Origin of the sequence: Olsenella sp. kh2p3 (assembly GCA_900119625.1) — a bacterium.
Taxonomy (GTDB): Bacteria; Actinomycetota; Coriobacteriia; order Coriobacteriales; family Atopobiaceae; genus Tractidigestivibacter.
The window spans coordinates 292,735-314,358 of the sequence record FPKD01000002.1 but is presented as its reverse complement, the minus strand read 5'-3'; the positions used below and the strand labels follow the sequence as shown (position 1 = coordinate 314,358).

Below are 21,624 nucleotides of genomic sequence, written 5' to 3'. Positions count from 1 at the left end.
AGTTTGCAATCCGCAAGGTCCACAGCGCTTCATCCTCTTCCTCTGGTGCTGAGAATCGAGCTGCTACGTGTGCTTGAAGCCTGGCGTCTGTTGATGGCGCTGGGGTGCATCGTTGTGTCAATCGCAATCTCGTACGCGCTGTTGGGTTCCTTCCAGGTCCAATCGGGTGGAAGCCTTGCTGGCTCATCTGCGCCCGACGTGTTCTACGTAGGTCTCAATGACTCCCTTGTTGCATGCATCTTGTTGCCAACTGGGGCACTTGCGCTTTGCGGAGACGCCTTTTCAAAGGAGGATCGGGGTGGTTTCTCGGATATCGTCCTTTCAAGGCTAAGCAACAGGAGGGTCTGGCTTTGGGGAAAGTGCCTTTCCATCACGGTGACGTGCCTGCTTTATGCATTAGCGACGCTCGTCCTCATGTGCGTCTTTGACATGGTTGTCTTTGGGACAATGCCGTCTGTCACCGTCCCCCAATGGCTTGCCTATTCCGGGAATCCGGATGACTTCCAATGGAATCGCTACTACATACGAATTGCCCTGGTACCTGAGTCATGGAACTATACGCACCTTGTAATTGTTCTGGCGCTCGTCGAGGGAGTGATTCTATCCATCATCACGATCACGTTCGCCTCGTGTGCCGCAGCTATTAGAGCAAAGACCAATCCAACACTTCTCGGCTTTGCGGTCCTAGTCGCTCTTACGGCGCTGCCCGAGCTCTTCGTTAACGTTGCGTTCCTCCTTAATCCATCTTTGCAGCAGAGGGACTGGGGGTTTCTCATGGATCGCTTCTGCCTCTGTTTCTACTGTCTCGGGGCATCCTTCACCCAGACAGAGGTTGGACAAGCTGCGGTAATCACAAGCCAGTTCGATGGGCAGGAAATTGTGGCAAGTGCTGCAACACAAGTCAACAGCTATTCCACGCTTGCCCTTGTGCTCTTGCTGCTGGCTGGCCTATCGCTTCTGGCATTGCTTCATCGCTACGGAGAATCCGGCGTGGGCAGACGGAATGCGAGGGTTGACTAGGATGCCTGTAAATACCAAAGTTCTCAAACATATGGGACCGGCCGCCGAGAAGGCCATTGATGTCGTGGACCTCTCGTTACGTCTTGGCGGGACTACGGTCATCGATTCCGGCGGTCTGCAAGTTGGTAGGGGAGAGGTCGTTGGACTCATTGGACCCAACGGCTCGGGGAAAACAACGATGCTCAGATTTCTCGCCGGCCTCCTCATTCCAAGTTCCGGAGCAGGGAGTGTGCTTGGCGCAGACATTAGGAACATGGGGAGCTGGCCACGAGTGGGGCTGCTCCTCGAGGCGCCTCCGTTTATTGACCGTATGTCGGGTATCGAGAACCTTGGCATCCTGGGGGACCTTGGCGGCCGCAAAGACAATTGCGTCTATGAGCAAGCAATGCTTACTGTTGGTTTGGACCCCGGCAACTGCACGCCCGTTGGCAGGTACTCCGCTGGCATGAGAAAGCGCCTGGGCATCGCTCAGGCAATCATGGACGATCCGGACCTCGTTCTTCTCGACGAGCCGACCAACGGTCTTGATCCAGAAGGGGTCGTTATGCTGCGCGGAATTGTGCGTGCATGTGCCGAGAAGGGCGAGACGGTCATATTTTCGAGCCACATGCTCGGTGAGGTTGCCGAGTTGTGTGACGATGTATATCTAGTCCATGGCGGTGGCCTCACGCGTCTTGCGGCGGGGAATGGGGGTGCAGCACTTGAGCGCGAGTACCTCTCCAGGGTTGGCGCAAAGGTGTGAGGATTCTGCCCTCATGCGGGTTGCCATTCCGTCGCTGGTGGTGACGGTGCTTCTCAGCAACCTGCCGTTGGGATGGCCGTATGGCGAAGTGCTCCTCACCCTGCGATTGCTGTTGGGCGTCCTTCCCCTTGCGTGGCTGTGCAGCCTGGGATTTAGGGAGGGGAGCACTGCCTTCCCCGCGCCAGCTGCCCTTGCGGGTACGCTAGGTACGAGCTTTGGACTTGCGCTTTCCTTTTCGGTGCTGCAGGCAATCGCGACGGGTAATGTTGCTTGGGACGGATTGCCTGCCGAGACATACTTTGCGCTCCCATTTGTTCCGTGCACTTTGGGTATTGCCGCGCGGTCGCGCCATGCTGGCAAGTGCGTCTGGGCCGTTCCTGTCCTGCTTGGCGTTGCGATTGCCATATGGGGAGCGGTCGCGCTTGTCGGCTGGGAGCGCCCGCTTGACCCGATGGCAGTGGCGTCACCGGTGCCTTCACAAAATACCTTGGTGGCGGAGTATGCCCTGCTCGTGGTTGCCGTTGTTCTGCACGCGCGAGGGATTCTCCTCGAATCTCGTGGCGGCCTCTTTCGGGCGGGCGCGGCGGTCTTGATATCTTCGGCTGCCTTGAGTGCCCTTGCGATTGGCATGCAGCAGCTGGGGTGGGGCGGCACCCAGCGTGTTGTTGCCTGGGCGGTTCTCGCTGCCCTGCCCTGTATCTTTTCGGGCGGTCGGCCTGCCTCGGGCAACATCCAACGGCCATACGTTGCCGTTGACCAGCTGTTTCTTGACCATGGACTTACCAGTCGAGAGGAAACTGCCATACGCGGTTTGGACCGCGGGCTCACGGTCTCGCAGCTTGCGGACGAGATGGGTGTGGCGCGCTCAACCGCTGGCACCTACTGCAAGCGGGCGTACGAGAAGCTGGGGGTGACCTCTAGAGACGCTGCAATCGCCCTGCTCGACGAGGTCAGGGAGCAAAGTGGTGAGTGTCTGCCGACTGCGGAGAGAGACGATACCCAGGCTCTGTGCCAGAGAGCGTACCGTGTCAGTCATACAGTTGCCGCTAGTTGCATTGGTGCCGCGGTGGCAATCTACTGGCTTCCATGGCTGGGGAGGGCGCATCTGCTCATCTCTCAAGTCGATGACCTGCGTCCGGGGACGATTGTGCTTGGACTTCTGGTAATAATCGCTGCGGCCGGTACGCGCATGCCAATCTCCAAGCGGGGCGTTGTCGCTTTGGTGCTTGCTCTGGCTGGCGGCCTTGCAGGCTATTCGCTTTTTGGCAATTTGGCGTCGTGGGGAACGGATGCCTTGTCTGTAGCGGCTGCTTATGCGCTTCCTATTCTCTACCTCGATGGTGTTTCCCGAGATTCCCACGCTCTTGGCAATTCTCGGCAAAGGGCCATCGCGGCGCTCGGTGCGTTTGCGCTCGCTGCGGTAGCGCTGCTGTTGCCCCTTTCGATTAGGCGCTGGTACATGGCAGCGTTGCTCGCTGTTCCCGGTGTGCTTTTCGCGCAAATGTCTGGCGGCGAAGAGGGCGTGCCGAAGCAGGCATTCTCTCCCTTCCCTCCCGTGCACATTGCCGTTGGACTCTGCGCTCTTGGTGCATCAGCTCCAATCTTGGTGAGCGCGTTGCAGTGCTTCTCGCCTGGCCCTGTTGAGGCGTCAATTGCGTATGGGCTAATTGCCATTGCCGTTATTGTCCTGCTGTCCACCATTTTGGGTGCTCTGGAAGGCGGCGGTCTTTCTCGTCTGCTGCCGTCGCTGGCCGTCGAGATTGTTGGGCTTTGCCTGGGGTGGCTATGGGTCCTCACGAGAGAGACTCCGAATGGCGTTGCTGTTGCCTTGCGCACCTGCCTGGGATGCGGCCTTGCCGTTGTGGGGTTGCTAGCGTTCGCGCGACTCGTGCGGCTCTTCAAGCGCAGAGCGAGGCTGGCGAGTCTTTCTGTGCGCGAGCGTTGGCGCGAGGTTGGAACAAAGACCGGCCTTACCGAGGGAGAAATCGAGGCCATCATCCTTCTCGGTCGCGGATATAGCGTGTCGTATGTGGCGAGGTCACTCTCGCTTTCACCTGCGGCAATTGCCTCGCGACGGGCGTCTGCCTACAAGAAGCTGGGAATCCATCGCCGAGACGAACTAGCCCGCATGCTTCTTGACCTGCTGAGGGAGTGAAGACATCCTGCTGGAATGCGCCCTTCGGCGTCGGGGTGACGCCCGAAGCGAGGTTTCGTACGTGATAGCTGCGGCAACGGCCTCTCCGGCGCCAAAACGGCGCCGGAGCGAAGGGTTCCGACGGGATCTCGTACGAGATGCTCCCTCCGGCGACAAATAGTCGCCGGAGGCGTCGTCCCAGGGAGAAAATGCAACAAACTAAGCCCTCCGGCGCCAGCGCTTTGCCTCCTCCAGCGGTCGCGATTGGCACCGCCTACGTGTGCTCGTGTCGATTTCTTTCTCGTTTCCTAGGCCAAGACCTGTGCATTTGCTATTATGGCAAGGCTATGTGTGACTATGCGGGCGTGGCGGAACTGGTAGACGCGCTGGATTTAGGTTCCAGTGGGGGAGACCCCGTGAAGGTTCGAGTCCTTTCGCCCGCACCACATGAGCTGCATTCGCAGGAATCAACGGCGGGCGCCCGCCTGCCGAGGACGAGACACTGGAGGAACGTTGAAGATCACCGTCACCGCTGAGGAGCCCAAGGACAACAAGGTTGCCGCAAAGCTCACCATTCCCGCCGCAGACGTCAACGCGGCTGTCGCCAAGACCTACAAGGACTTCGCGCACAAGTACAACTTCCAGGGCTTCCGTCGCGGCCACGCTCCCCGTCCTGTGATCGATGGCATCCTGGGTAAGGAGTCGGTGCTCGCCCAGGCTACCAATGACCTTCTCAACGCTGCCGAGCCCCTCATGCTTGAGGAGCTCAACATCGTCCCCGTTGGTCGTCCGGACTTCGCCCAGGACGCGGATCTCGCCAAGGAGGGCGAGGACTACTCGATCGACGTCACCATCGGCGTTCGTCCCGAGGCCGAGCTTGACTCCTACGATGCCCCCCAGATCAACATGCCTCCTGAGGAGGTCACCGACGCCGAGGTCGAGGCCCAGGTCAAGCGCTACATGACCTACCACACCTCCTACGAGGACGTTCCCGAGGGCGAGGCCGCCCAGGAGGGCGACGTCGTGAAGGCCGACATCGAGAACGTCGAGGGCGCCGAGAAGCTCGCCGGCGAGGGCCAGTCCCTCGCGCTGGTTGACGGCCAGGTGCCCGACGAGGTCAAGCAGGCCCTCACCGGCGCCAAGGTTGGCGACGTCGTCGACCTTGCCTGGACCATCAAGCACGAGGAGGGCGAGGAGACCCACGAGCACTCCTACAAGGCCAAGGCTACGGTCAAGGGCATCCAGCGCCCCACCACGCCCGAGCTTGACGACGAGTTCGCCAAGAAGGGCTTTGGCTACGACACCGTCGACGAGTTCAAGAGCGCCGTCCGCGACGAGATCGCCGAGGACAAGAAGGCCAACCTCCCTAACCTCAAGGAGGACCGCGTCGTCGAGGCAGTGGGCGAGCGCCTGCAGCTTGACGAGATTCCTTCTGACTACCAGGAGGAGGTCTTCAACGAGCTTGGCCAGGAGGTTCTCGGCCAGATGCAGCGCTCCGGCATCTCGCTCGACATGTACCTCAATGCGCGCGGCATCTCTCCCGACGCCTTCATCGCCGACCTCCACGCGCAGGCCGAGGAGCGTGCCCGCCAGTCCCTGGCTCTTGACGCCGTGGCCCGTCAGCTCGGCCTCGAGGCCACCGAGGAGGACGTGCGCAACGAGTTCGAGAAGGCCAACGTCGAGGACGTGGACAAGGCCATCGAGCAGTGGCGCTCCGAGGGCCGTCTCCCTGCAATCCGCGATTCCATCAAGCGCACCAAGGCTCTTGATTGGCTGGTCGAGAACGCCCAGGTGACCGTCGTGGACGAGGCTGCCGAGGCCGCCAAGGAGTCCGAGGGCGAGAAGTCCGAGGACGCCGAGTAGCCCCCCTCTGCTCGAACTAATGGTGCAGACCCTGTGAACTGACGCCGTGCCCCGGATGGCGCAAGCCATTCGGGGCACATTGGAACGGAACGCATATGAATTCTGAAAGGAGTGTCATGCACAACCCAACCAACATCCCGCTCATCCCGTACGTCGTCGAGCAGACCCCGCGCGGCGAGCGCAGCTACGACATCTATTCGCGCCTGCTCAACGACCGCATCGTGTTCCTGGGCGAGGAGGTCACGCGCGACTCCGCCAACCTCGTGATCGCGCAGCTTCTCCACCTGGAGAGCCAGGATCCCGACAAGGACATCTCGCTCTACATCGACTCTCCCGGAGGTGACGTCTACGCCGGCCTGGGCATCATCGACACGATGAACTTCATCAAGCCCGACGTCTCCACCATCTGCGTGGGCATGGCTGCCTCCATGGGCGCGGCAATTCTCGCCAGCGGCACCAAGGGCAAGCGCCTGGCGCTCCCCAACTCGATGATCCTCATCCACCAGCCCAGCTCCGGCGTCCAGGGCCAGCAGACCGACATCCAGATCGTGGCCGACGAGACCAAGTGGATTCGGCAGCACCTGAACGAGATGCTCGCGGAGGCCACCGGTCAGCCCATCGAGAGGATCAACGCCGACACCGAGCGCGACAACTACATGCGCGCGACCGAGGCGCAGGAGTACGGCCTTGTCGACAAGGTCATCACCAACCGCAACGACCAGGGCAAGCAGGAGTAGCGCATGGCTCAGGACCACGACAACGGAAGCGGTCGCCAGTACGGCGACAACGAGATGCACTGCTCGTTCTGCGGCAAGAGCCGCAGCCAGGTGAGCAAGCTCATCCAGGGGCCGGGCGGGGTCTACATCTGCGACGAGTGCGTCCATGCGTGCTCCCAGATGATTGACGAGGCGGACGGCTCCGCAGCGGTGGACGAGGACGCCGAGGAGGAGTCCCCTCTGCCGCTCAAGGAGCTGCCGACCCCGCACCAGATCTACGACGAGCTCTCCCAGTACGTGATTGGCCAGGAAGCGGCCAAGCGCGCGATGAGCGTTGCCGTCTACAACCACTACCGCCGCATCCTCTCGGGCAACGACGAGGTTCCCGAGGGCGAGGAGGACGTCGAGATCGCCAAGAGCAACATCTTGCTCCTCGGCCCCACCGGCACCGGCAAGACGCTGCTCGCCCAGACACTCGCCCGCTTCCTCGAGGTGCCCTTCGCCATCGCGGATGCCACCACCCTCACCGAGGCCGGCTACGTGGGCGAGGACGTCGAGAACATCCTGCTCAAGCTCATCACCGCTGCTGACGGCGACGTCTCCCGCGCCGAGCTGGGCATCGTCTACATCGACGAGATCGACAAGATCGCGCGCAAGGCGGAGAACCTCTCCATCACGCGTGACGTCTCGGGCGAGGGCGTGCAGCAGGCGCTCCTCAAGATCCTCGAGGGCACCGAGGCGAGCGTCCCTCCGCAGGGCGGCCGCAAGCACCCCCAGCAGGAGCTCATCCACATCGACACGACGAACATCCTCTTCATCTGCGGCGGCGCCTTCGTGGGCCTCGACAAGATCGTTGCGGACCGCATTGGCAAGAAGGGCGTTGGCTTCAACGCCGAGCTTGGCAAGAACGTCGACCAGGACGAGGACGAACTCATGGAGCAGGTCATGCCCCAGGACCTGCACAAGTTTGGCATGATCCCCGAGTTCATCGGCCGCATCCCGGTGATTACCTCCACGAGGGAGCTCAAGGAGGCCGATCTCGTGGACATTCTCACCAGGCCCAAGAACGCGCTGGTCAAGCAGTACAAGCGTCTCTTCGAGATCGAGGGGGTCGAGCTGGAGTTCACCCCCGAGGCCCTGAATGAGATTGCCCGCCAGGCCATCGCCCGTGGCACGGGTGCCCGTGGTCTCCGCGCCATCTGCGAGTCGACGCTTCAGTCCACGATGTTCGACCTACCGAGTGACCTCGACATCACCAGGGTCATCGTGACCAAGGAGTGCGTCGGTGGCGCCGAGAAGCCCGAGGTCGTACGGCAGGAGCCGCTGCTCCCCAAGCACCGCGCGAGCTAGGCCCGTAAGGCACAGGTTGATTTGATAGAACGGCGGCCGCGTCCGGAGTCCGGGCGCGGCCGTTTTTGTCGCCATTGTTTTGAAATGCTGGAGCGGCCCATGCCGCTCTAGCGCCTAGCCCACCGAGCCACCAAAGCGCTCGTAGTACTCGATGAACTTCTTTCGGCGCTTTGTCCCTGCGGGGCAGGTGTAGTCAAAGGCGCGCATGATGCCGCGGTAGATGGCGACGGCCTTCACGCGACGCGCCATGCCGTCGACCGTCTTGCGTGACATCTCGAGCTGGTCTCGAAGGTACTCAAGGTACGGGGACCCAGCAGCGTACTGCCAGAAGAGACCAGCGAGGTCGGAGTCTGGATAGAGCCATGGTCTGTTATCCGGGCCGGCGTAATGAACGATGCGATAGTCTCGACGCGCCTCGTCATACTCGTCCTGGACGTCCTTGGGGGCCTGTGCCACTATGTGTGTGCGGCGCATGTACTGCCAGTCCACAAGGTAGTTCCACTTCATGTGCACCCGCCGGTAATGACCGTCTACCACCTTGTTGAGGACGTCCTGGTCGAGCCAGCGCCATGTGCGCTCAGTGGCAATGTCGAGCAGCTCCTCGGCAGTGATGGTCTGGCGGAACTTCTCCAGGTTCATGAGCAGTGCGCCCGCCTGGAAGTAGTCGTGCGGCTCGGTCATGCCCAGCTGGTCCTTGAGGTACGAGTAGACCGTGGGGTCGTAGCCATCAATCTGGCCTATGGTGTCTGCGTCGCGCGTTGCCGCCAGCAGGTAGCCCGTGATGTCCGTGTCGAAGAGCTCCGCCACGTCTGCGCACACAACGATGTCAGAGTCAAGGTAGATGGCCTTCTCGACGTTATCGAGGAGCGTGGGTGCGAGAAGGCGGAAGTAGGTCTCTGGCCTGAAGTGGCCGTGGTGGGGGAGCTTGATGTCGCCAAGCGCGGCATCAACATCAAGAAAGCCCAAGCCCACATGGTACTTTGAGGCCTGCTGCGTGAGCGTGATCATGCTCTTGGGGGTAATGTCGCGCGTGAGCACCACAATGTCATAGTGACGCTTTGGCGAGGCGTTCACCAGGATGGATTGGAGCGCCACCGAGAGGTACGGGACAAACAGCTCGTTGCAGGCAAAGACGAGAACGACGTCGTCGAGGTCGAGCGGCAGTTCGCGCGACGAGGTGGCCAGCATGGTCCCCCTCTGCGACTGCTGTGAGGCAGGTGTTCTGCTCTGTGAGTTCATCGTTTGGCTGCTCCCTGTAGGATGCCCTTCTCGGCGTGCAAACAGTACGTATGACTCTACCATGATGGGCCAGCACTGCCGCGTTCTCCCGCTCGTCCGCGCCAAAGACCCATCTGTGAGACAAAGGGAGTTTCCCTTTGTCTCATGCGAGAAGCGCGGTGGCGTTGGAGACTGCCAGTGCCCCCACATCCTCGCCGCGTACCTCGGATGCCTTCGAAATAGCTCGCTCGAGCGAGGAGGCAATCTCTTGCGCGCTGCCCAAGACCTTCTCGCCTGCGGGGAGGTCGGTCTCGGTGAGCAGCAGCTCTGAGGGCACCTCGCGCACGTACTCGCGTCCGCGCCTGGTTGCAAGGGAGTGCTCGCCAAACGAGAAGTGGCACCCCATGCGGGCGGCGCGCCACAGCTCCTCTGGCCTTCCGGAGAACCAGTGGAATATACAACGGCAGGACCTGACGGCGCCCGTGCGCTCCAACACGTCGAGCACCACGTCTGTCGAGCGCACAGAGTGTATGGAGACGATCTTGGAGCACGAGGGGTCGCTCGTCTCGGCGCAGATGCGCATGATGCGCTCGAAGGCCGAAACCTGAGCGCGTTGCGTTCCCTCGCCCACGTGCGCTGGCGAGAAGTCCAGGCCAACCTCGCCAACAAAGCGCAGTTCAGGCAATATGGAGACCAGCGTGTCAACGTCCTTCTCGGCAATGCGACCGTCTGCGATCCACCAGGGATGGGCGCCAGCGGCAAGATGGACCCCCGGTGCGTCGGCAAGCTCCTGCGCCGCGCAAAGATAGCCCGCTGGCGTCACCGTGCAGGCGAGAAACGAGAGCCCAAATTCCTGTGCCTGCGCTGCCACCTGCGGTGCGTTTGCGTAGAAGTCAAGGTGCACGTGGGCGTCGAAGAGCCTCATCGCGCGTTCCCCCCGCTGGTGGTGATCCTGCCGTCAAGCCCCGTGAGCGACAAGATCACGTCACCGGCAATCATCTGACCCATGATGGGCGGGAAGTAGGACATGGTTCCCAGCGTTGCCGCCTTGCCGGAAGCACCATCGGGCGCTTGGGGGCGCACTGGCTCCTCGGGCGAGTAGAGCACCCTCAGTCCGCGGATGCCGCGCTTGCGGCACTCCTTGCGGATGATGCGGGCGAGCGGGCACCCATGCGTCTGCGAGATGTCAGCAAAGCGCAGGAGCTCGGGGTGGAGCTTATTGGCGCCTCCCATGCTCGAGACCAGGGGCATTCCCTCGTCCTGGCACCAGCGAGCCACGACGAGCTTGGCGGTCACGTTGTCGATCGCGTCCACCACAAAGTCCGGGCGCGGGTCTAGCCCGCTCAGAATCTGGCCTATGTTGTCTCGTGTGAGAAACACGTGGATGGGTGTGATGCTGGCTGAGGGGTTGATGTCTGCCACAATGCGCGCCATAACGTCGGTCTTGCGCTGGCCCACGGTACTCGTGTAGGCCACGGCCTGGCGGTTGATGTTGCTTGGCTCGACTACGTCGCGGTCTACGAGGACGAGCGACCCCACGCCACCGCGCGCAAGGGCCTCGGCGCAGTTGGAACCCACGCCGCCCAGTCCAAGGACCACCACGCAGGAGTTTGCGAGCCTTCTCACGGCGTCCTTTCCCATGACCAGCTCGAGCCTGGACGTGGGTGTCTCGTCAACGTTTGCCATGCGTCTCTCCGCGTTCTAGCTTGTCCTCTTGCAATCGCCCCGATAATAGTCGAAAGCATGAGACAAAGGGAGACTCCCTTTGTCTCATTGCACCTGTGCTAAGCTGGGAAGCTGCAATCTGGGCGCCAGGCGCCCCACATGGCTGTGTTCGAGAGGACCGTATCGTGGAAGAGATGCCCAAGACCTACAATCCGCAAGAGGCCGAGCCCCAGCTCATCCAGAAGTGGGTTGATGCTGGCTGCTACCGTCGCAGCAAGGGCGTAGGGGACTGCACCGTCGTGATCCCGCCGCCTAACGTGACCGGCATCCTGCACATGGGCCACGCCATGGACGACTCCATCCAGGACACCTTCATCCGCTATAACCGTATGCGCGGCCGCTCCACCCGCTGGATCCTCGGCACCGACCACGCCGGCATCGCCACGCAGACCAAGGTGGACAAGAAGCTCAAGAGCGAGGGCAAGTCTCGTCTCGAGATGGGTCGCGAGAAGTTCCTCGACGCCTGTTGGGACTGGACCCACGAGTACGGCGGCACGATCGTCTCGCAGATCAAGCGCATGGGCTGTTCGATCGACTTCGATGACGAGAAGTTCACCATGAGCCCCGAGTTCAGCCGAGCCGTGCGCAAGGTCTTCTGCGACTGGTACCACGACGGTCTCATCTACCGCGGCAAGCGCATCGTCAACTGGTGCCCCGTGTGCGGCACCGCCATCTCGGACGACGAGGCCGAGTACCATGACGAGAAGGGCCACCTGTGGTTCCTGCGCTATCCGCTCACCGAGCCCGTCGATGGCATCGAGTACATCACCGTGGCCACCACGCGCCCCGAGACCATGCTGGGAGACACCGGCGTGGCCGTCTCGCCGGAGGACCCGGAGAAGGCCAAGCTCGTGGGCAAGACGGTGATGCTGCCCATCGTGAACCGCGAGATTCCCATCTTCTCCGACTGGCACGTCGACAAGAACTTTGGTACCGGCTTTGTGAAGGTCACGCCCGCGCATGACCCCAACGACTTTGCCATGGGTCAGACGCACAACCTCGAGCAGATCAACATCCTCGACGAGCACGCGCACATCGTGGACGGCTACGGCGAGTTCTCTGGCATGGATCGCGACGAGGCACGCGAGGCCATTGTGAAGTGGTTCGACGAGCACGGTCTTCTCGACCACATCGAGGACCTCGAGCACTCGGTCATGCACTGCTACCGCTGCGACACCGCCCTCGAGCCCTGGCTCTCCGAGCAGTGGTTTGTTGCCGTCGACAAGCTCAAGGGGCCTGCCACCAAGGTCGTCCAGGATGGCGAGGTCAAGTTCTATCCCGAGCGTTGGACGCAGACCTACCTCACTTGGATGGACAACCTCAAGGACTGGTGCATCTCCCGCCAGCTGTGGTGGGGCCACCGCATCCCCGTCTTCTACTGCGAGGACTGCGGCTGGGAGGACGCCCTCATGGAGGACACCGACGTGTGCCCCAAGTGCGGCGGCCACCACGTGCACCAGGATCCCGACGTTCTGGACACCTGGTTCTCCTCTCAGCTGTGGACCTTTGCCACGCAGGGCTGGCCCGACCACCCCGAGGAGATGGAGGGGCACCACCCCACCAAGGTTCTCGTGACCGCGCGAGACATCATCGCCCTCTGGGTTGCCCGAATGATCATGAGCTCGCTCTACTTCACGCACGAGGTGCCGTTCCACGACGTGTACATCTACGCCACCATCCTTGCCAAGGACGGCAGCCGCATGTCCAAGTCCAAGGGCAACGGCGTCGACCCCATGGCGCTCATGGACAAGTACGGCGCGGACGCCATGCGCTACAACCTGCTCACGCTCATCACCACGAACCAGGACGTCAAATTCGACGCCAATCTGGACAAGAAGACGCGCGAGCTCATCGACAGCCCGCGCACCGAGCAGGCGCGCTCCTTTGTGACCAAGATTTGGAATGCCAGCCGCTTTGTCCAGATGAACCTCGATGGCTACACGCCCGGTGCCCCCAAGGCAGAGACGGCCGAGGACGCCTGGATGCTCTCGCGCCTTGCCCGCGCCGTCGAGGCCGCCACGCGCCAGCTTGAGGGCTACGAGTTTGGCGACTATGCCCGCGACCTGCAGTCGTTCTTCTGGGGCGAGGTCTGCGACTGGTACATCGAGCTCTGCAAGGGCCGCCTGCTCCATGGCACGCCCGAAGAGCGCCTCCAGGTGCAGCGCAACCTTGTCTATGTGCTCGACGTATCCATGCGCCTGCTGCACCCCGTGATGCCCTTCGTCACCGAGAGCGTGTGGGACGCGCTGCCCGCAAGCGGCCTCGATGACCACTCCGCGCAGTTCCTCATGACCGCTGCGTGGCCCGAGCCCGCAGACCTCGCTGCCTTTGTGAACGACAAGGCCGAGCACGACTTCGACCTCGCGAAGCGCGTGGTCTCCGCCGTGCGCTCCACCCGTGCCCGCTACCGCCTGTCGCCCAAGGCCGAGCTGGACGTCGCGGTGCGCTCCTCCGCGGAGGACGCCGCGGTGCTCGAGGCCCAGCGCGGCTTCATCTGCTCTGTCGGCCGCGTGGACCAGCTCGCCCTCGGCCACGAGCAGCAGAAGCCGGAGGGGTCGGTCACGGTTGCCGACGGCACGCTCGAGATCTTCGTGGCGCTCGGTGGCCTCGTCGACCTTGCCGCGGAGGCGAAGCGCCTGAGGAAGGAGCTCGAGAAGGCCGAGAAGGACTTGAACTCCGTGAGCAGGACCCTCTCCAACGAGGGCTTCGTCGCGAAGGCGGCCCCTGCCGTCATCGAGAAGAAGCGCGCGCAGCAGGCTGAGCTCACGACCACGATCGAGCAGCTGAAGGGCCAAATTGTGGACCTGGCATAAGTGCGGTAGTTTTTCTCGCCAGCGTGTTATGGGTCCGCGACGGAGTGTCCGCCGCGGACCCATTTTTTGTTGCGCGATGAGGCCGTCATGCCGCGTGTTCTCGCCGTTTAGGAATATTCCGAACGTTTAGACGGTCCTAACCGTTCGGAATCCGCGGCATGTTCCCACATGCAGCGCGTTCTCACCGTTTAGGTGCCTCTAACCGTTCGGAATACGCGGCATTACGTGACTCACGCGATTCCCGGATTCGGGAAGCGTATCTGGCTCGGGAATCCTTGGCCTTAGGATATGTTCGGTTTAGTTGCAGTTCCCAAATTGCACCCAGCGCTTCTACCTGCGGTTATTCTCAGCAAGACAATAAAATAACAGCAATTAAACCGCAGTTTTCCTGGAGAGAGGGGGTGCATACAGCCAGGGCGCGGCCTGCTGTGGCGCGTGCAGTCAGGGACGCGCTGCGGCCGACGAGCCGCCGCGGCGTGGCCTGCTGGCAAGTCTCACGCTAACGAGAAGGGCCACCCCAGCGCTGCCGGGATGGCCCTCGTGTCTCGATGAGCGCGTTGTTACAGCGACGCCACGAACCGCATCTGCGCCGCGCGACCCGTATCGTCCCACTTGAAGACGCCCGCGTCCTCAAGCACGTGCGAGAAGACCAGGCCCACACCGTCGCGAACCACCTGGTGAACGTCTGCGGCGGAAAGCCCGGGGTTCTCCTCGGCAAGCTGCGCCGCCCAGTCGGCGTGCGATGAGGCCAGCGGGTCCGCGGCCATCTGCTCCCTAGTTGCCCCCGCAACCAGCAGCTCCTCAACGCGGCCAAGCTCTCCCACCAGGCGCGGAGGCAGGATGGCAAGCCCCATGACCTCGATGAGGCCGATGTTCTCGCGCTTGATGTGGTGCCATTCCTCGTGCGGGTGGAAGACGCCCAGCGGGTGCTCGGCGCTTGTGACGTTGCAGCGAAGGGCGAGATAGGCCTCATACGTGGAGCCGCCCACGTTGCCCTGGGCATCCACGCGCCGCACGATGGGGGTCACCGTGTTGTGCGGCGTGCCGTCAGCGTCGTGTGCGATAACGCCCACAGACTCGTCGCTCCAGCCGCGCCACGCCGCAACCACGTGGTCGCAGGCGTCAAGCAGCTGGTCTCGGCTTTGGGAGGAGAGGCGCAGGACCGAGAGCGGCCAGTGCAGCACCTCGCCGGAGACCTCTGGGAAGTCCGGCAGCGAGAACCTCTCGGCAGTGGCCGCGCGCATCATGGGAAAGACGTGCGCGCCTCCCTGGAAGTGGTCGTGCGAGAGGATCGAACCGCCAACCACGGGCAGGTCTGCGTTGGAGCCAATGAAGTAGTGGGGCAGCAGGTCCACAAAGTCGAAGAGGCACGAGAGCGAGACACGGTCCACGTGCATGGGGCGGTGACGTGCGCTCATAGCAATGCAGTGCTCGTTGAAGTACGCGTATGGGCTATACTGCAGGCCCCAGCGCTCGCCGCCAAGGGATATTGGGATGATCCGCAGGTTCTGCCTGGCGGGGTGCGCACCCATGGGGTCTGTGGCGGCTCGCCCAGGATAGCCCTCGTTCTCAATGCAGAGCTGGCAGGCGGGGTACTTCTCGCCTGCGGGCGCCTTGCCTGCCGCGGCAATCTCACGCGGGTCCTTCTCTGGCTTGGAGAGGTTAATGGTTATCTCCAGCGACCCCCAGCTTGTCTGCGTGTTCCAGCAGACGTTCCGGGCAATGGCGGTGCGGCGCACGTAGCCGGCGTCGCAGCAGGTGCGATAGAACCAGTCGGTCGCAGCCTTGGGGCCATCCTGCGCGAGAAGACCCTTGAACGTTGCCTCGACCTCGGAGGGCTTGGGCATGAGAAGCCCCATGACGCGCATGGCTATGCGGTCACGGCCGCTCGCTGTGTCTGCGGTGCAGCCGTTGTCCACCGCGACCTCGGCGAGCGTGGCGAGAAGGTCGTCCGGCGCCGTGGCCATTGCGCCCTTCGTCACGGCGGGGGAGTCCGGTCCCTCGGCGAGCACCCACGCGTCGCTGGGTCCGGGGCCGGTTGCGCCCACGGCTTCAAGCACGGCATTCACGCCCCAGACACGGTCCGCCCAGCCAATGAGCCCATGGTTGGCAGCATAGTCGACAATCCCCGCAGCAGCAGCAACCAGGGCAGCACCGTCAATGGGCGTATGTGTGCTCTCTACTCCCATTCCGCGTACGCCCCCCTGTCAGAGATGCGGTAGCGCCTGCAGGAGCCGGCGCCAAGCCATGCGTCCATGCGGTCGGAGAACTCCTCGACCATGTCGAGCGGAACAAAGCACTGGATGGTGCCGCCAAAGCCTCCGCCGTGGATCCTCGTGGCGCCGCGGCCGTCGAGGACGCGCTCGGCAAGCCCAAGCGCCACCATCGCCGGCTGGTCCTCGATGCCGCAGGAGACGTTCTGGAGGAACATTGCCGAGCTCGCCCCCGAGGTGCGCGTGCACGCCAAGAAGGCGTCGATGTCCGGGGCGTTGAGTGCTGCCCAGCGCTTGTCGACCAGCTCGTTCTCGCGCCAGTAGTGGATGGCGCGCAGGACCGCACGGTCGCCAAGGTCGCGCCGCAGCTCAGGCACGTGGGCGTCGAAGTCGTCCTGGTCAACCTCGCAGAGGCGCTTCTTTCCAAACACGGCGGCAACCGCCTGCATCTCCTGGGGCATGGCGGCGTACGCGTCGGTGAGGTCCGCGTGGCTCGATCCGACGTCCACAAGGCAGAGCGCATAGCCGTGGTCCTCGAAGTCGAACTCCAGGCGTCGGGCAACAGGGTCCTCGGGAACGGCAAAGTCGATGAAGGCGAGGCCGCCCAGGCAGACGGATGCCTGGTCCATGAGGCCGCAGGGCTTGCCAAAGTAGACGTTCTCGGCAAACTGGCTTATGCGCGCCATCTCGAGGGCGTCATAGCTGCGACCCTCCCAGAGGGCCTCCATCGCGCGTCCCAGCGCTGCCTCGACAGCTGCGGAGGAGGAGAGGCCACCGCCTACGGGGATGGTGCTCGTCATGGCAAGGTCAAAGCCCGCGGGGATCCTACCGTCCTGGGCCATCCTGAACGCCATGCCCCTTACCAGAGAAGCCGTGGTGTTCTTTTCGGCGTCCTGGGAATCAAGCGATTCGAGGGAGACCTCAATGGTGGGGTATCCGTCGCTTGCCAGGCGCACGACGTCCAAGCCATTGGGGCGGGCGAGAGCGTTTACTGCCACATCCAGGGCGCCCGCGATGACGTGGCCGCCCTCGTGATCGGTGTGGTTGCCCGCGATCTCTGAGCGGCCCGGGGCGTGCACCCTGAGTAGGCGCTCGCCTACGGGGGGCTCACCAAACTCCTGGCAGAAGAGCTGCCGTGCCCGTTCGATGCCACCCTCCTGAATGGCGCACGTCTCGTTCATCGTGTTCTCCTTCCTCCCGGCATGCCGGGCAACGCATCATTGCAATGAGGGGGCAGCGCCCGTCTCACCTTTACAGCATTTTTCCTCAGCGTGACATGGTTCCCAGCTGGTAGACAATCGTTTGGGTGTACGGCTGGGCAGGTGTGCAGATTGGCTGCGGCCATGAGAGATGGTGCGCGCAGTCCGGGTAGAACTCGGGCTCGAAAGCAAAGCCGGCGCGTGGCTGATAGGTGCCGCCGCCTTTGGCGTGGGCGTCGTCGAGCCAGTTTCCCGTGTAGAGGTGCGCGCCCGGCGTGGTGACGTATATCTCCAGCGTACGACCGCTTCTGGGGTCACGTGCCGAGAGGGCCAGGCGTGGTGGGGCACCCGGCTTCCAGTTGCGGATGCAGAAGCAGTGATCGTATCCGCGTGCCCGCCGCAGCTGCTCGTCATTACCGTCAATGTCGCATCCCAGGGTCTTTGGCTCACGGAAGTCGAAGGGCGTTCCGTCGACGGGGCGAATCTCACCCGTCGAGACCGAGTCCTCGCGGATGGGGAGAAACTCGTCTGCCTCGAGGCGCACGACCGTTCCCATAGCGGTGCCAGCGTTGTGGCCTGCCAGGTTGAAGTAGCTGTGGTTGGTCATGTTCACAAAGGTGAGGGCATCGGTCTTGCAGGAGTACGAGACCGTGAGGCGCGTGGTCTCATCGGGAAGGTCGACAAGCGAGACCTCGCAGGTGAAGGTACGGTTGCCTGGAAGGCCAAGCTCGCCCTCGCCAAGCCGGCAGGTAAGGCGCACGGCGTTTCTCCCCTCGACGGCTTCGGCTCGCCATACGCGCTTGTGGAGCCCCGAGGTAAGGCTGGTGTGGAGGTTGTTGCGTTGGCCGGGTCCATCGTTTCTCGCAAGGTGGCAGGCGACGGCGGGGCCTATGGTCATCTCTGCCCCGTCCGTGCGGTTTGCGATGGGCCCTAAGGTGGAACCGTGGCAGGCAGGGTTATCGAAATAATCCTCGAGCGAGGCCAGGCCGAGAAGAACGTCCCCCTGCGTTCCGGAGGCGTCGGGGACCTCCAGCGAGAGGAGCGCTGCCCCAAACTCCATGAGCCTGAGGCGTGCCCTGGGGGTGGTGATCGTGAAGACGCGGACCAAATCTCCCGATGGCGTCTGCCCAAGGGATTCCGAGCTGACCATGGGGTCTCCTCTCGTGTGCGATAATTGCTCGGCGAACGGTGGATACAGCGTTCTCACGTGTTTGCAACCAAGGCAATGTTAACGTACTCAGTACGGATGAACATTGAGAACTTTGTTGTTTTATTTGCCATCTGGCAAACGGTTACAGCACGGCCCCTGAGACACACAGATTGGGGAGATGTGAAATGAGCACGAGGCATCTGGGCGACACACGCCGTTCGGTCTCGATGGCAGACGTCGCCGAGAGGGCGGGTGTGTCTCAGCAGACGGTCTCTCGCGTGGTCAATGGACAGCCCAATGTGAGCGAGTCGACGAGGCGGGCGGTCCAGAAGGCCATGGACGAGCTTGGCTTCAGGCCCAACTTCGCCGGAAGGTCGCTCAGGAGCGGCAGGTATCGCTCCGTGGGGCTCTGCATCTACAACATCACCGAGTTTGGCAACCTCTCAACGCTCGACGGCATCATGACTGCCGCACGCGAGCACGGCGATGCCATCACCATGGTAGAGATGGGTGGCGATGACCCGGTCTCCCTGGAGTACATGACGAAGCGCATGCTCACGCTGCCGGTTGACGCCATGATCATGAGCATGAGCATCAAGGCCGAGGACTTCGACACCTTCCGTCCCAGCCCGGGGTTTGGCACGGTTCTGCTCACCATGTATGAACATCCCCATTGCACTACGGTTGACTCTGACCAGTACGGTTGCTCCATGCTCGTGATGGACCACCTGCTCTCACGCGGGCATCGACAGGTTCGCTTTGTGGCGGGCCCTTCGTACTCCGTTGACTCCAACTTCCGCGAGCAGGGCTGGCGAGACGCGCTCGAGGTGCGTGGTATCGATGTTGCCGAGCCGCTGCGTGGTGACTGGACGGCAGACAGCGGCTATGAGGCCGGCGCGGCGCTTGCGGCCGACAAGGACATGACGGCTGTTTACGTTGCCAACGACCAGATGGCGCTCGGCGTCATTGCTGCGCTTGAGGATGCCGGCAGAAGGGTGCCCGAGGACGTGAGCGTGGTGGGTGTGGACGACTCGCTTACCGCCTCGGTTCCGCACAACCGGCTCACGACCGTTCGGTTTGACCTCTTCTCACGTGGACGTCGTGCTTTTGAGCAGGCACTTCTCGGTACAAGTCCCAACTACCACATCCAGCAGATCAGAATCGCCGGAACGCTCGTCGAGCGCCAAACCGTCGCCGACCTGCGATGAGACAAAGATGAGACAAAGGGACAGTCCCTTTGTCTCATTCTTGCCGAGGATGAAAGAGGAGTACCTTGTGACGATCGCGCTCAAGGTGCATCGGTCACGCAGGGGCGAGCATGACCGTGCGACGACTGCTCATAGTGAGTCCCGGTCGGAATATCTATGGCGCGCACTTGGTGCTGCGCGGGGATAGGGGTCTCTTTGCCCTATGCCATCCTGCCGCCCCGCGCATCACGTTCACTTTGTAGGTGTTCCCCTCGAAAAACACCTCTGCTTTGTGCGGTGTACGTACGCGCTTTCTACCTTGATGCTAGTTGAGAGCTGCGAGGGTGTCCTCGCAATCCACCAGCAGGGCGGGATGCATGCAGCATCCCGCCAAGGAGAGGAGAGCGCAATGGGTGTTTCTGTTGACAGCAAGATCAAAGCGCTTGCGAAGAACGAGGCGGCTGCGGATATCATCTGCAAGTATTCGCCCGGCTTCAAGACCGACCCTCAGATGAAGATGGTGTATGGGCTCACTCTGAGGAAGCTCGCGAGCTTCCCCCAAGCCAAGGAACTTGCGGACCATCTCGACGAGATTGACGCAGAGCTCAAGGCCTTGGGAGACTAGGCGCTGGAACCATCGGCTGCCTTATAACGGGGAGTGCCACATCAGGGGGATGCTGCCGCTTTGGCTGTATCCCCCGAGCTGGTTTCTCAACTGGCCACGAAGCTCCAACGCTCGCAGTACCATCTCCAGTCGCAGCCGTTCGTCCGGGTCCTCCAGGTCTTCGTCCAAAAGCGAACGTATGCGCTCGAGGCGGTCTATGAGCGTGGAGCGATGGATGAAGAGAGCCTGGGCAGTGTGCGTGACGTTCATGTTGTGCTTCAGGTACTCGCTCATGGTCTGGACGTATGAGGTTGCAGAGTTCTTGTCGTGGGCAAAGAGCCGCCTAAGACCGCTCGTGAAGTACAGCTCGACGGGCATTTCTCCCGTGCAGTTCTCCAACAGCTCTGCGAGCGCATAGTCTTGGAATCGGTAGAGGGAGGGACCTTCCTGCAGGCAAGAGCCCTTGTCAAGGGCAATGCTCGCCTGTAGGAAATAGCTTCTTGCCTCAAGCGGGTTGCTCACATGATCGGACATCCCTGCCTTCATGTCTAGGGAGACGAGAATGGGGAGGAGCCTGCGCTCAAGCTCGTCTCTGCGACTCCCCTCTGGTGCAAGACGGTCGATGCGAATGAAGGCGGCAACCGAAGTCTGCTTGTACTCAAATGCGATTGTACCGGGGATGTCCTCCTCGAGCGAGTTGCAAATGTAGGACAGCGGGAGCTCCCGAGACCGCCTTTGGGGTCGCATCAGCACGCAAACGTAGGTGCCATTCGAGGATGCTGCCTGAAGGGCTGCGAGCTCCAGGGTGCCAAGGGGAAGGTTCTCTATCAGGTTGGAGAGGGCTCTCTTCAAAATGTCGTTGCGGGTCTCCGTTTTGCCTCTGGGTTGGGATACGCACCGAAGCACCATGCGCGCAAGATGCCTGGCGATGAATGAGTCGCCAGGACGCATGCTCCTGTCGTAATAGAGGAACGAGAGGCACCCGTGGTATCCATTAGCGTCGATGAGATTAACATTCAGGCTTTGTAGCTGGTCAAACTCAAGGGCGAAGGGCTCCTTTTCGCTCATTGAGAGATTGTAGGACGCAAGGTACTGGTCTACCTGCGAGAGGGGAAGCCTTCTGCCCGCCTCCTCTGCCGCGCCATCTGGGACGCCTTCTGGAGACTCCGCCGAATCCGCCCTCAGGCCTGTTGAGGCTATGCAGTCGAAGCTCGAGTCCACAACGATCATCGACGCAGGGGTGACTGCTGCGGATGCCTCGAGCATCGACTGGATTGAGCCGCCGTCTTCGAGTATCTGGTAGGTGTCGAGCACCCAGTTTCCAATGCGGAGAAACACCTGCTGGACTGCGGAGAAAACAGTGTAGAAATCAAGGCTCGGGCTAACGGTGATGACTGTGCAGTGCCTCCGAAACCAATCCAACCTCCTGGTGTCGCCTATGCAAAGCAGGGCGCAGCCTTGTCCAAGCTTGGTGAGACGGGGGAGACGGTCTGCGCTGGTTACGAAGATTCGTCCTCCCCGCAGCTCGGGGGCATCTGTTGCCAGGAGTTCGGGCGCCTCGAGCGTCTCCTCCAGGGGAGAGGCACCGGAGAGCTGCGCCTCGAACTCAGCCGGAAGGCCTTCGCAGATCAACTGAGGACTCACCTTCATGACAATCACCACATGCCTGGACATGACACCAAGTGCCGTT

16 protein-coding genes and 1 tRNA gene are annotated in these 21,624 nt (G+C 62.1%); 10 read left to right on the top strand and 7 right to left on the bottom strand.

Annotated elements, in window-relative coordinates; genetic code table 11:
* Nucleotides 1-3 precede the first annotated feature (3 nt).
* From BT122_RS10950 to clpX, 7 genes are all read left to right on the top strand, one after another.
* On the top strand, nucleotides 4-1,020 hold the full coding sequence (locus BT122_RS10950) for a hypothetical protein (RefSeq protein ID WP_177242193.1): 1,017 nt from the start codon (nucleotides 4-6) through the stop codon (nucleotides 1,018-1,020).
* Between the two features lie 64 nt (nucleotides 1,021-1,084).
* On the top strand, nucleotides 1,085-1,762 hold the full coding sequence (locus BT122_RS04795; protein WP_177242192.1) for an ABC transporter ATP-binding protein: 678 nt from the start codon (nucleotides 1,085-1,087) through the stop codon (nucleotides 1,760-1,762).
* 13 nt (nucleotides 1,763-1,775) lie between these two features.
* Nucleotides 1,776-3,917 (top strand): helix-turn-helix domain-containing protein, encoded by a 2,142-nt coding sequence (locus tag BT122_RS04790; RefSeq protein ID WP_072354814.1) that lies wholly within the window; start codon nucleotides 1,776-1,778, stop codon nucleotides 3,915-3,917.
* 338 nt (nucleotides 3,918-4,255) lie between these two features.
* Nucleotides 4,256-4,342: transfer RNA gene (locus tag BT122_RS04785), tRNA-Leu, on the top strand.
* Between the two features lie 67 nt (nucleotides 4,343-4,409).
* Nucleotides 4,410-5,759: a trigger factor gene (gene tig, locus BT122_RS04780; protein ID WP_072354813.1), complete on the top strand. Its 1,350-nt coding sequence runs from the start codon at nucleotides 4,410-4,412 to the stop codon at nucleotides 5,757-5,759.
* A 116-nt stretch (nucleotides 5,760-5,875) separates the two neighbouring features.
* Nucleotides 5,876-6,496: an ATP-dependent Clp protease proteolytic subunit gene (locus tag BT122_RS04775; protein WP_072354812.1), complete on the top strand. Its 621-nt coding sequence runs from the start codon at nucleotides 5,876-5,878 to the stop codon at nucleotides 6,494-6,496.
* Between the two features lie 3 nt (nucleotides 6,497-6,499).
* Nucleotides 6,500-7,825, top strand: coding sequence for an ATP-dependent Clp protease ATP-binding subunit ClpX (clpX, locus tag BT122_RS04770; RefSeq protein WP_072354811.1), 1,326 nt, complete (start codon nucleotides 6,500-6,502; stop codon nucleotides 7,823-7,825).
* 114 nt (nucleotides 7,826-7,939) lie between these two features.
* On the opposite strand, the gene BT122_RS04765 is transcribed toward clpX, so the two are convergent.
* The 3 genes from BT122_RS04765 to BT122_RS04755 form a co-directional block, all read right to left on the bottom strand.
* Nucleotides 7,940-9,013: a glycosyltransferase family 8 protein gene (locus BT122_RS04765; protein ID WP_072354810.1), complete on the bottom strand. Its 1,074-nt coding sequence runs from the start codon at nucleotides 9,011-9,013 to the stop codon at nucleotides 7,940-7,942.
* Nucleotides 9,014-9,206: 193 nt separating this feature from the next.
* Entirely contained in the window at nucleotides 9,207-9,968 is a 762-nt protein-coding gene (locus BT122_RS04760) for a TatD family hydrolase (protein WP_072354809.1), read from the bottom strand.
* A complete protein-coding gene (locus BT122_RS04755) occupies nucleotides 9,965-10,729 on the bottom strand; it encodes a tRNA threonylcarbamoyladenosine dehydratase (RefSeq protein ID WP_072354808.1) in 765 nt (254 codons plus the stop codon). The genes BT122_RS04760 and BT122_RS04755 overlap by 4 nt, the downstream gene beginning before the upstream one ends.
* Before the next feature lie 164 nt (nucleotides 10,730-10,893).
* Between BT122_RS04755 and BT122_RS04750 the strand changes: the two genes are divergently transcribed.
* On the top strand, nucleotides 10,894-13,581 hold the full coding sequence (locus BT122_RS04750; RefSeq protein WP_072354807.1) for a valine--tRNA ligase: 2,688 nt from the start codon (nucleotides 10,894-10,896) through the stop codon (nucleotides 13,579-13,581).
* 560 nt (nucleotides 13,582-14,141) lie between these two features.
* On the opposite strand, the gene BT122_RS04745 is transcribed toward BT122_RS04750, so the two are convergent.
* The 3 genes from BT122_RS04745 to BT122_RS04735 form a co-directional block, all read right to left on the bottom strand.
* Nucleotides 14,142-15,770, bottom strand: coding sequence for a UDP-glucose--hexose-1-phosphate uridylyltransferase (locus BT122_RS04745; protein ID WP_083432308.1), 1,629 nt, complete (start codon nucleotides 15,768-15,770; stop codon nucleotides 14,142-14,144).
* The gene (locus BT122_RS04740) at nucleotides 15,761-16,975 is read right to left on the bottom strand and encodes a galactokinase (RefSeq protein ID WP_072354806.1); all 1,215 of its coding nucleotides are present in this window, start codon (nucleotides 16,973-16,975) and stop codon (nucleotides 15,761-15,763) included. Before BT122_RS04740 ends, BT122_RS04745 begins: the two co-directional genes overlap by 10 nt.
* Nucleotides 16,976-17,060: 85 nt before the next feature.
* On the bottom strand, nucleotides 17,061-18,143 hold the full coding sequence (locus BT122_RS04735; RefSeq protein ID WP_072354805.1) for an aldose epimerase family protein: 1,083 nt from the start codon (nucleotides 18,141-18,143) through the stop codon (nucleotides 17,061-17,063).
* A gap of 185 nt (nucleotides 18,144-18,328) precedes the next feature.
* Between BT122_RS04735 and BT122_RS04730 the strand changes: the two genes are divergently transcribed.
* Both BT122_RS04730 and BT122_RS04725 read left to right on the top strand, forming a co-directional pair.
* Complete coding sequence (locus tag BT122_RS04730; protein WP_072354804.1) at nucleotides 18,329-19,351, top strand: LacI family DNA-binding transcriptional regulator; 1,023 nt, start codon at nucleotides 18,329-18,331, stop codon at nucleotides 19,349-19,351.
* 388 nt (nucleotides 19,352-19,739) lie between these two features.
* Complete coding sequence (locus BT122_RS04725) at nucleotides 19,740-19,955, top strand: hypothetical protein (protein WP_032111887.1); 216 nt, start codon at nucleotides 19,740-19,742, stop codon at nucleotides 19,953-19,955.
* A 21-nt stretch (nucleotides 19,956-19,976) separates the two neighbouring features.
* Here BT122_RS04725 and BT122_RS04720 read toward each other — a convergent pair whose 3' ends face one another.
* On the bottom strand, nucleotides 19,977-21,584 hold the full coding sequence (locus BT122_RS04720) for a PucR family transcriptional regulator (RefSeq protein WP_177242191.1): 1,608 nt from the start codon (nucleotides 21,582-21,584) through the stop codon (nucleotides 19,977-19,979).
* Between the last annotated feature and the right edge of the window lie 40 nt (nucleotides 21,585-21,624).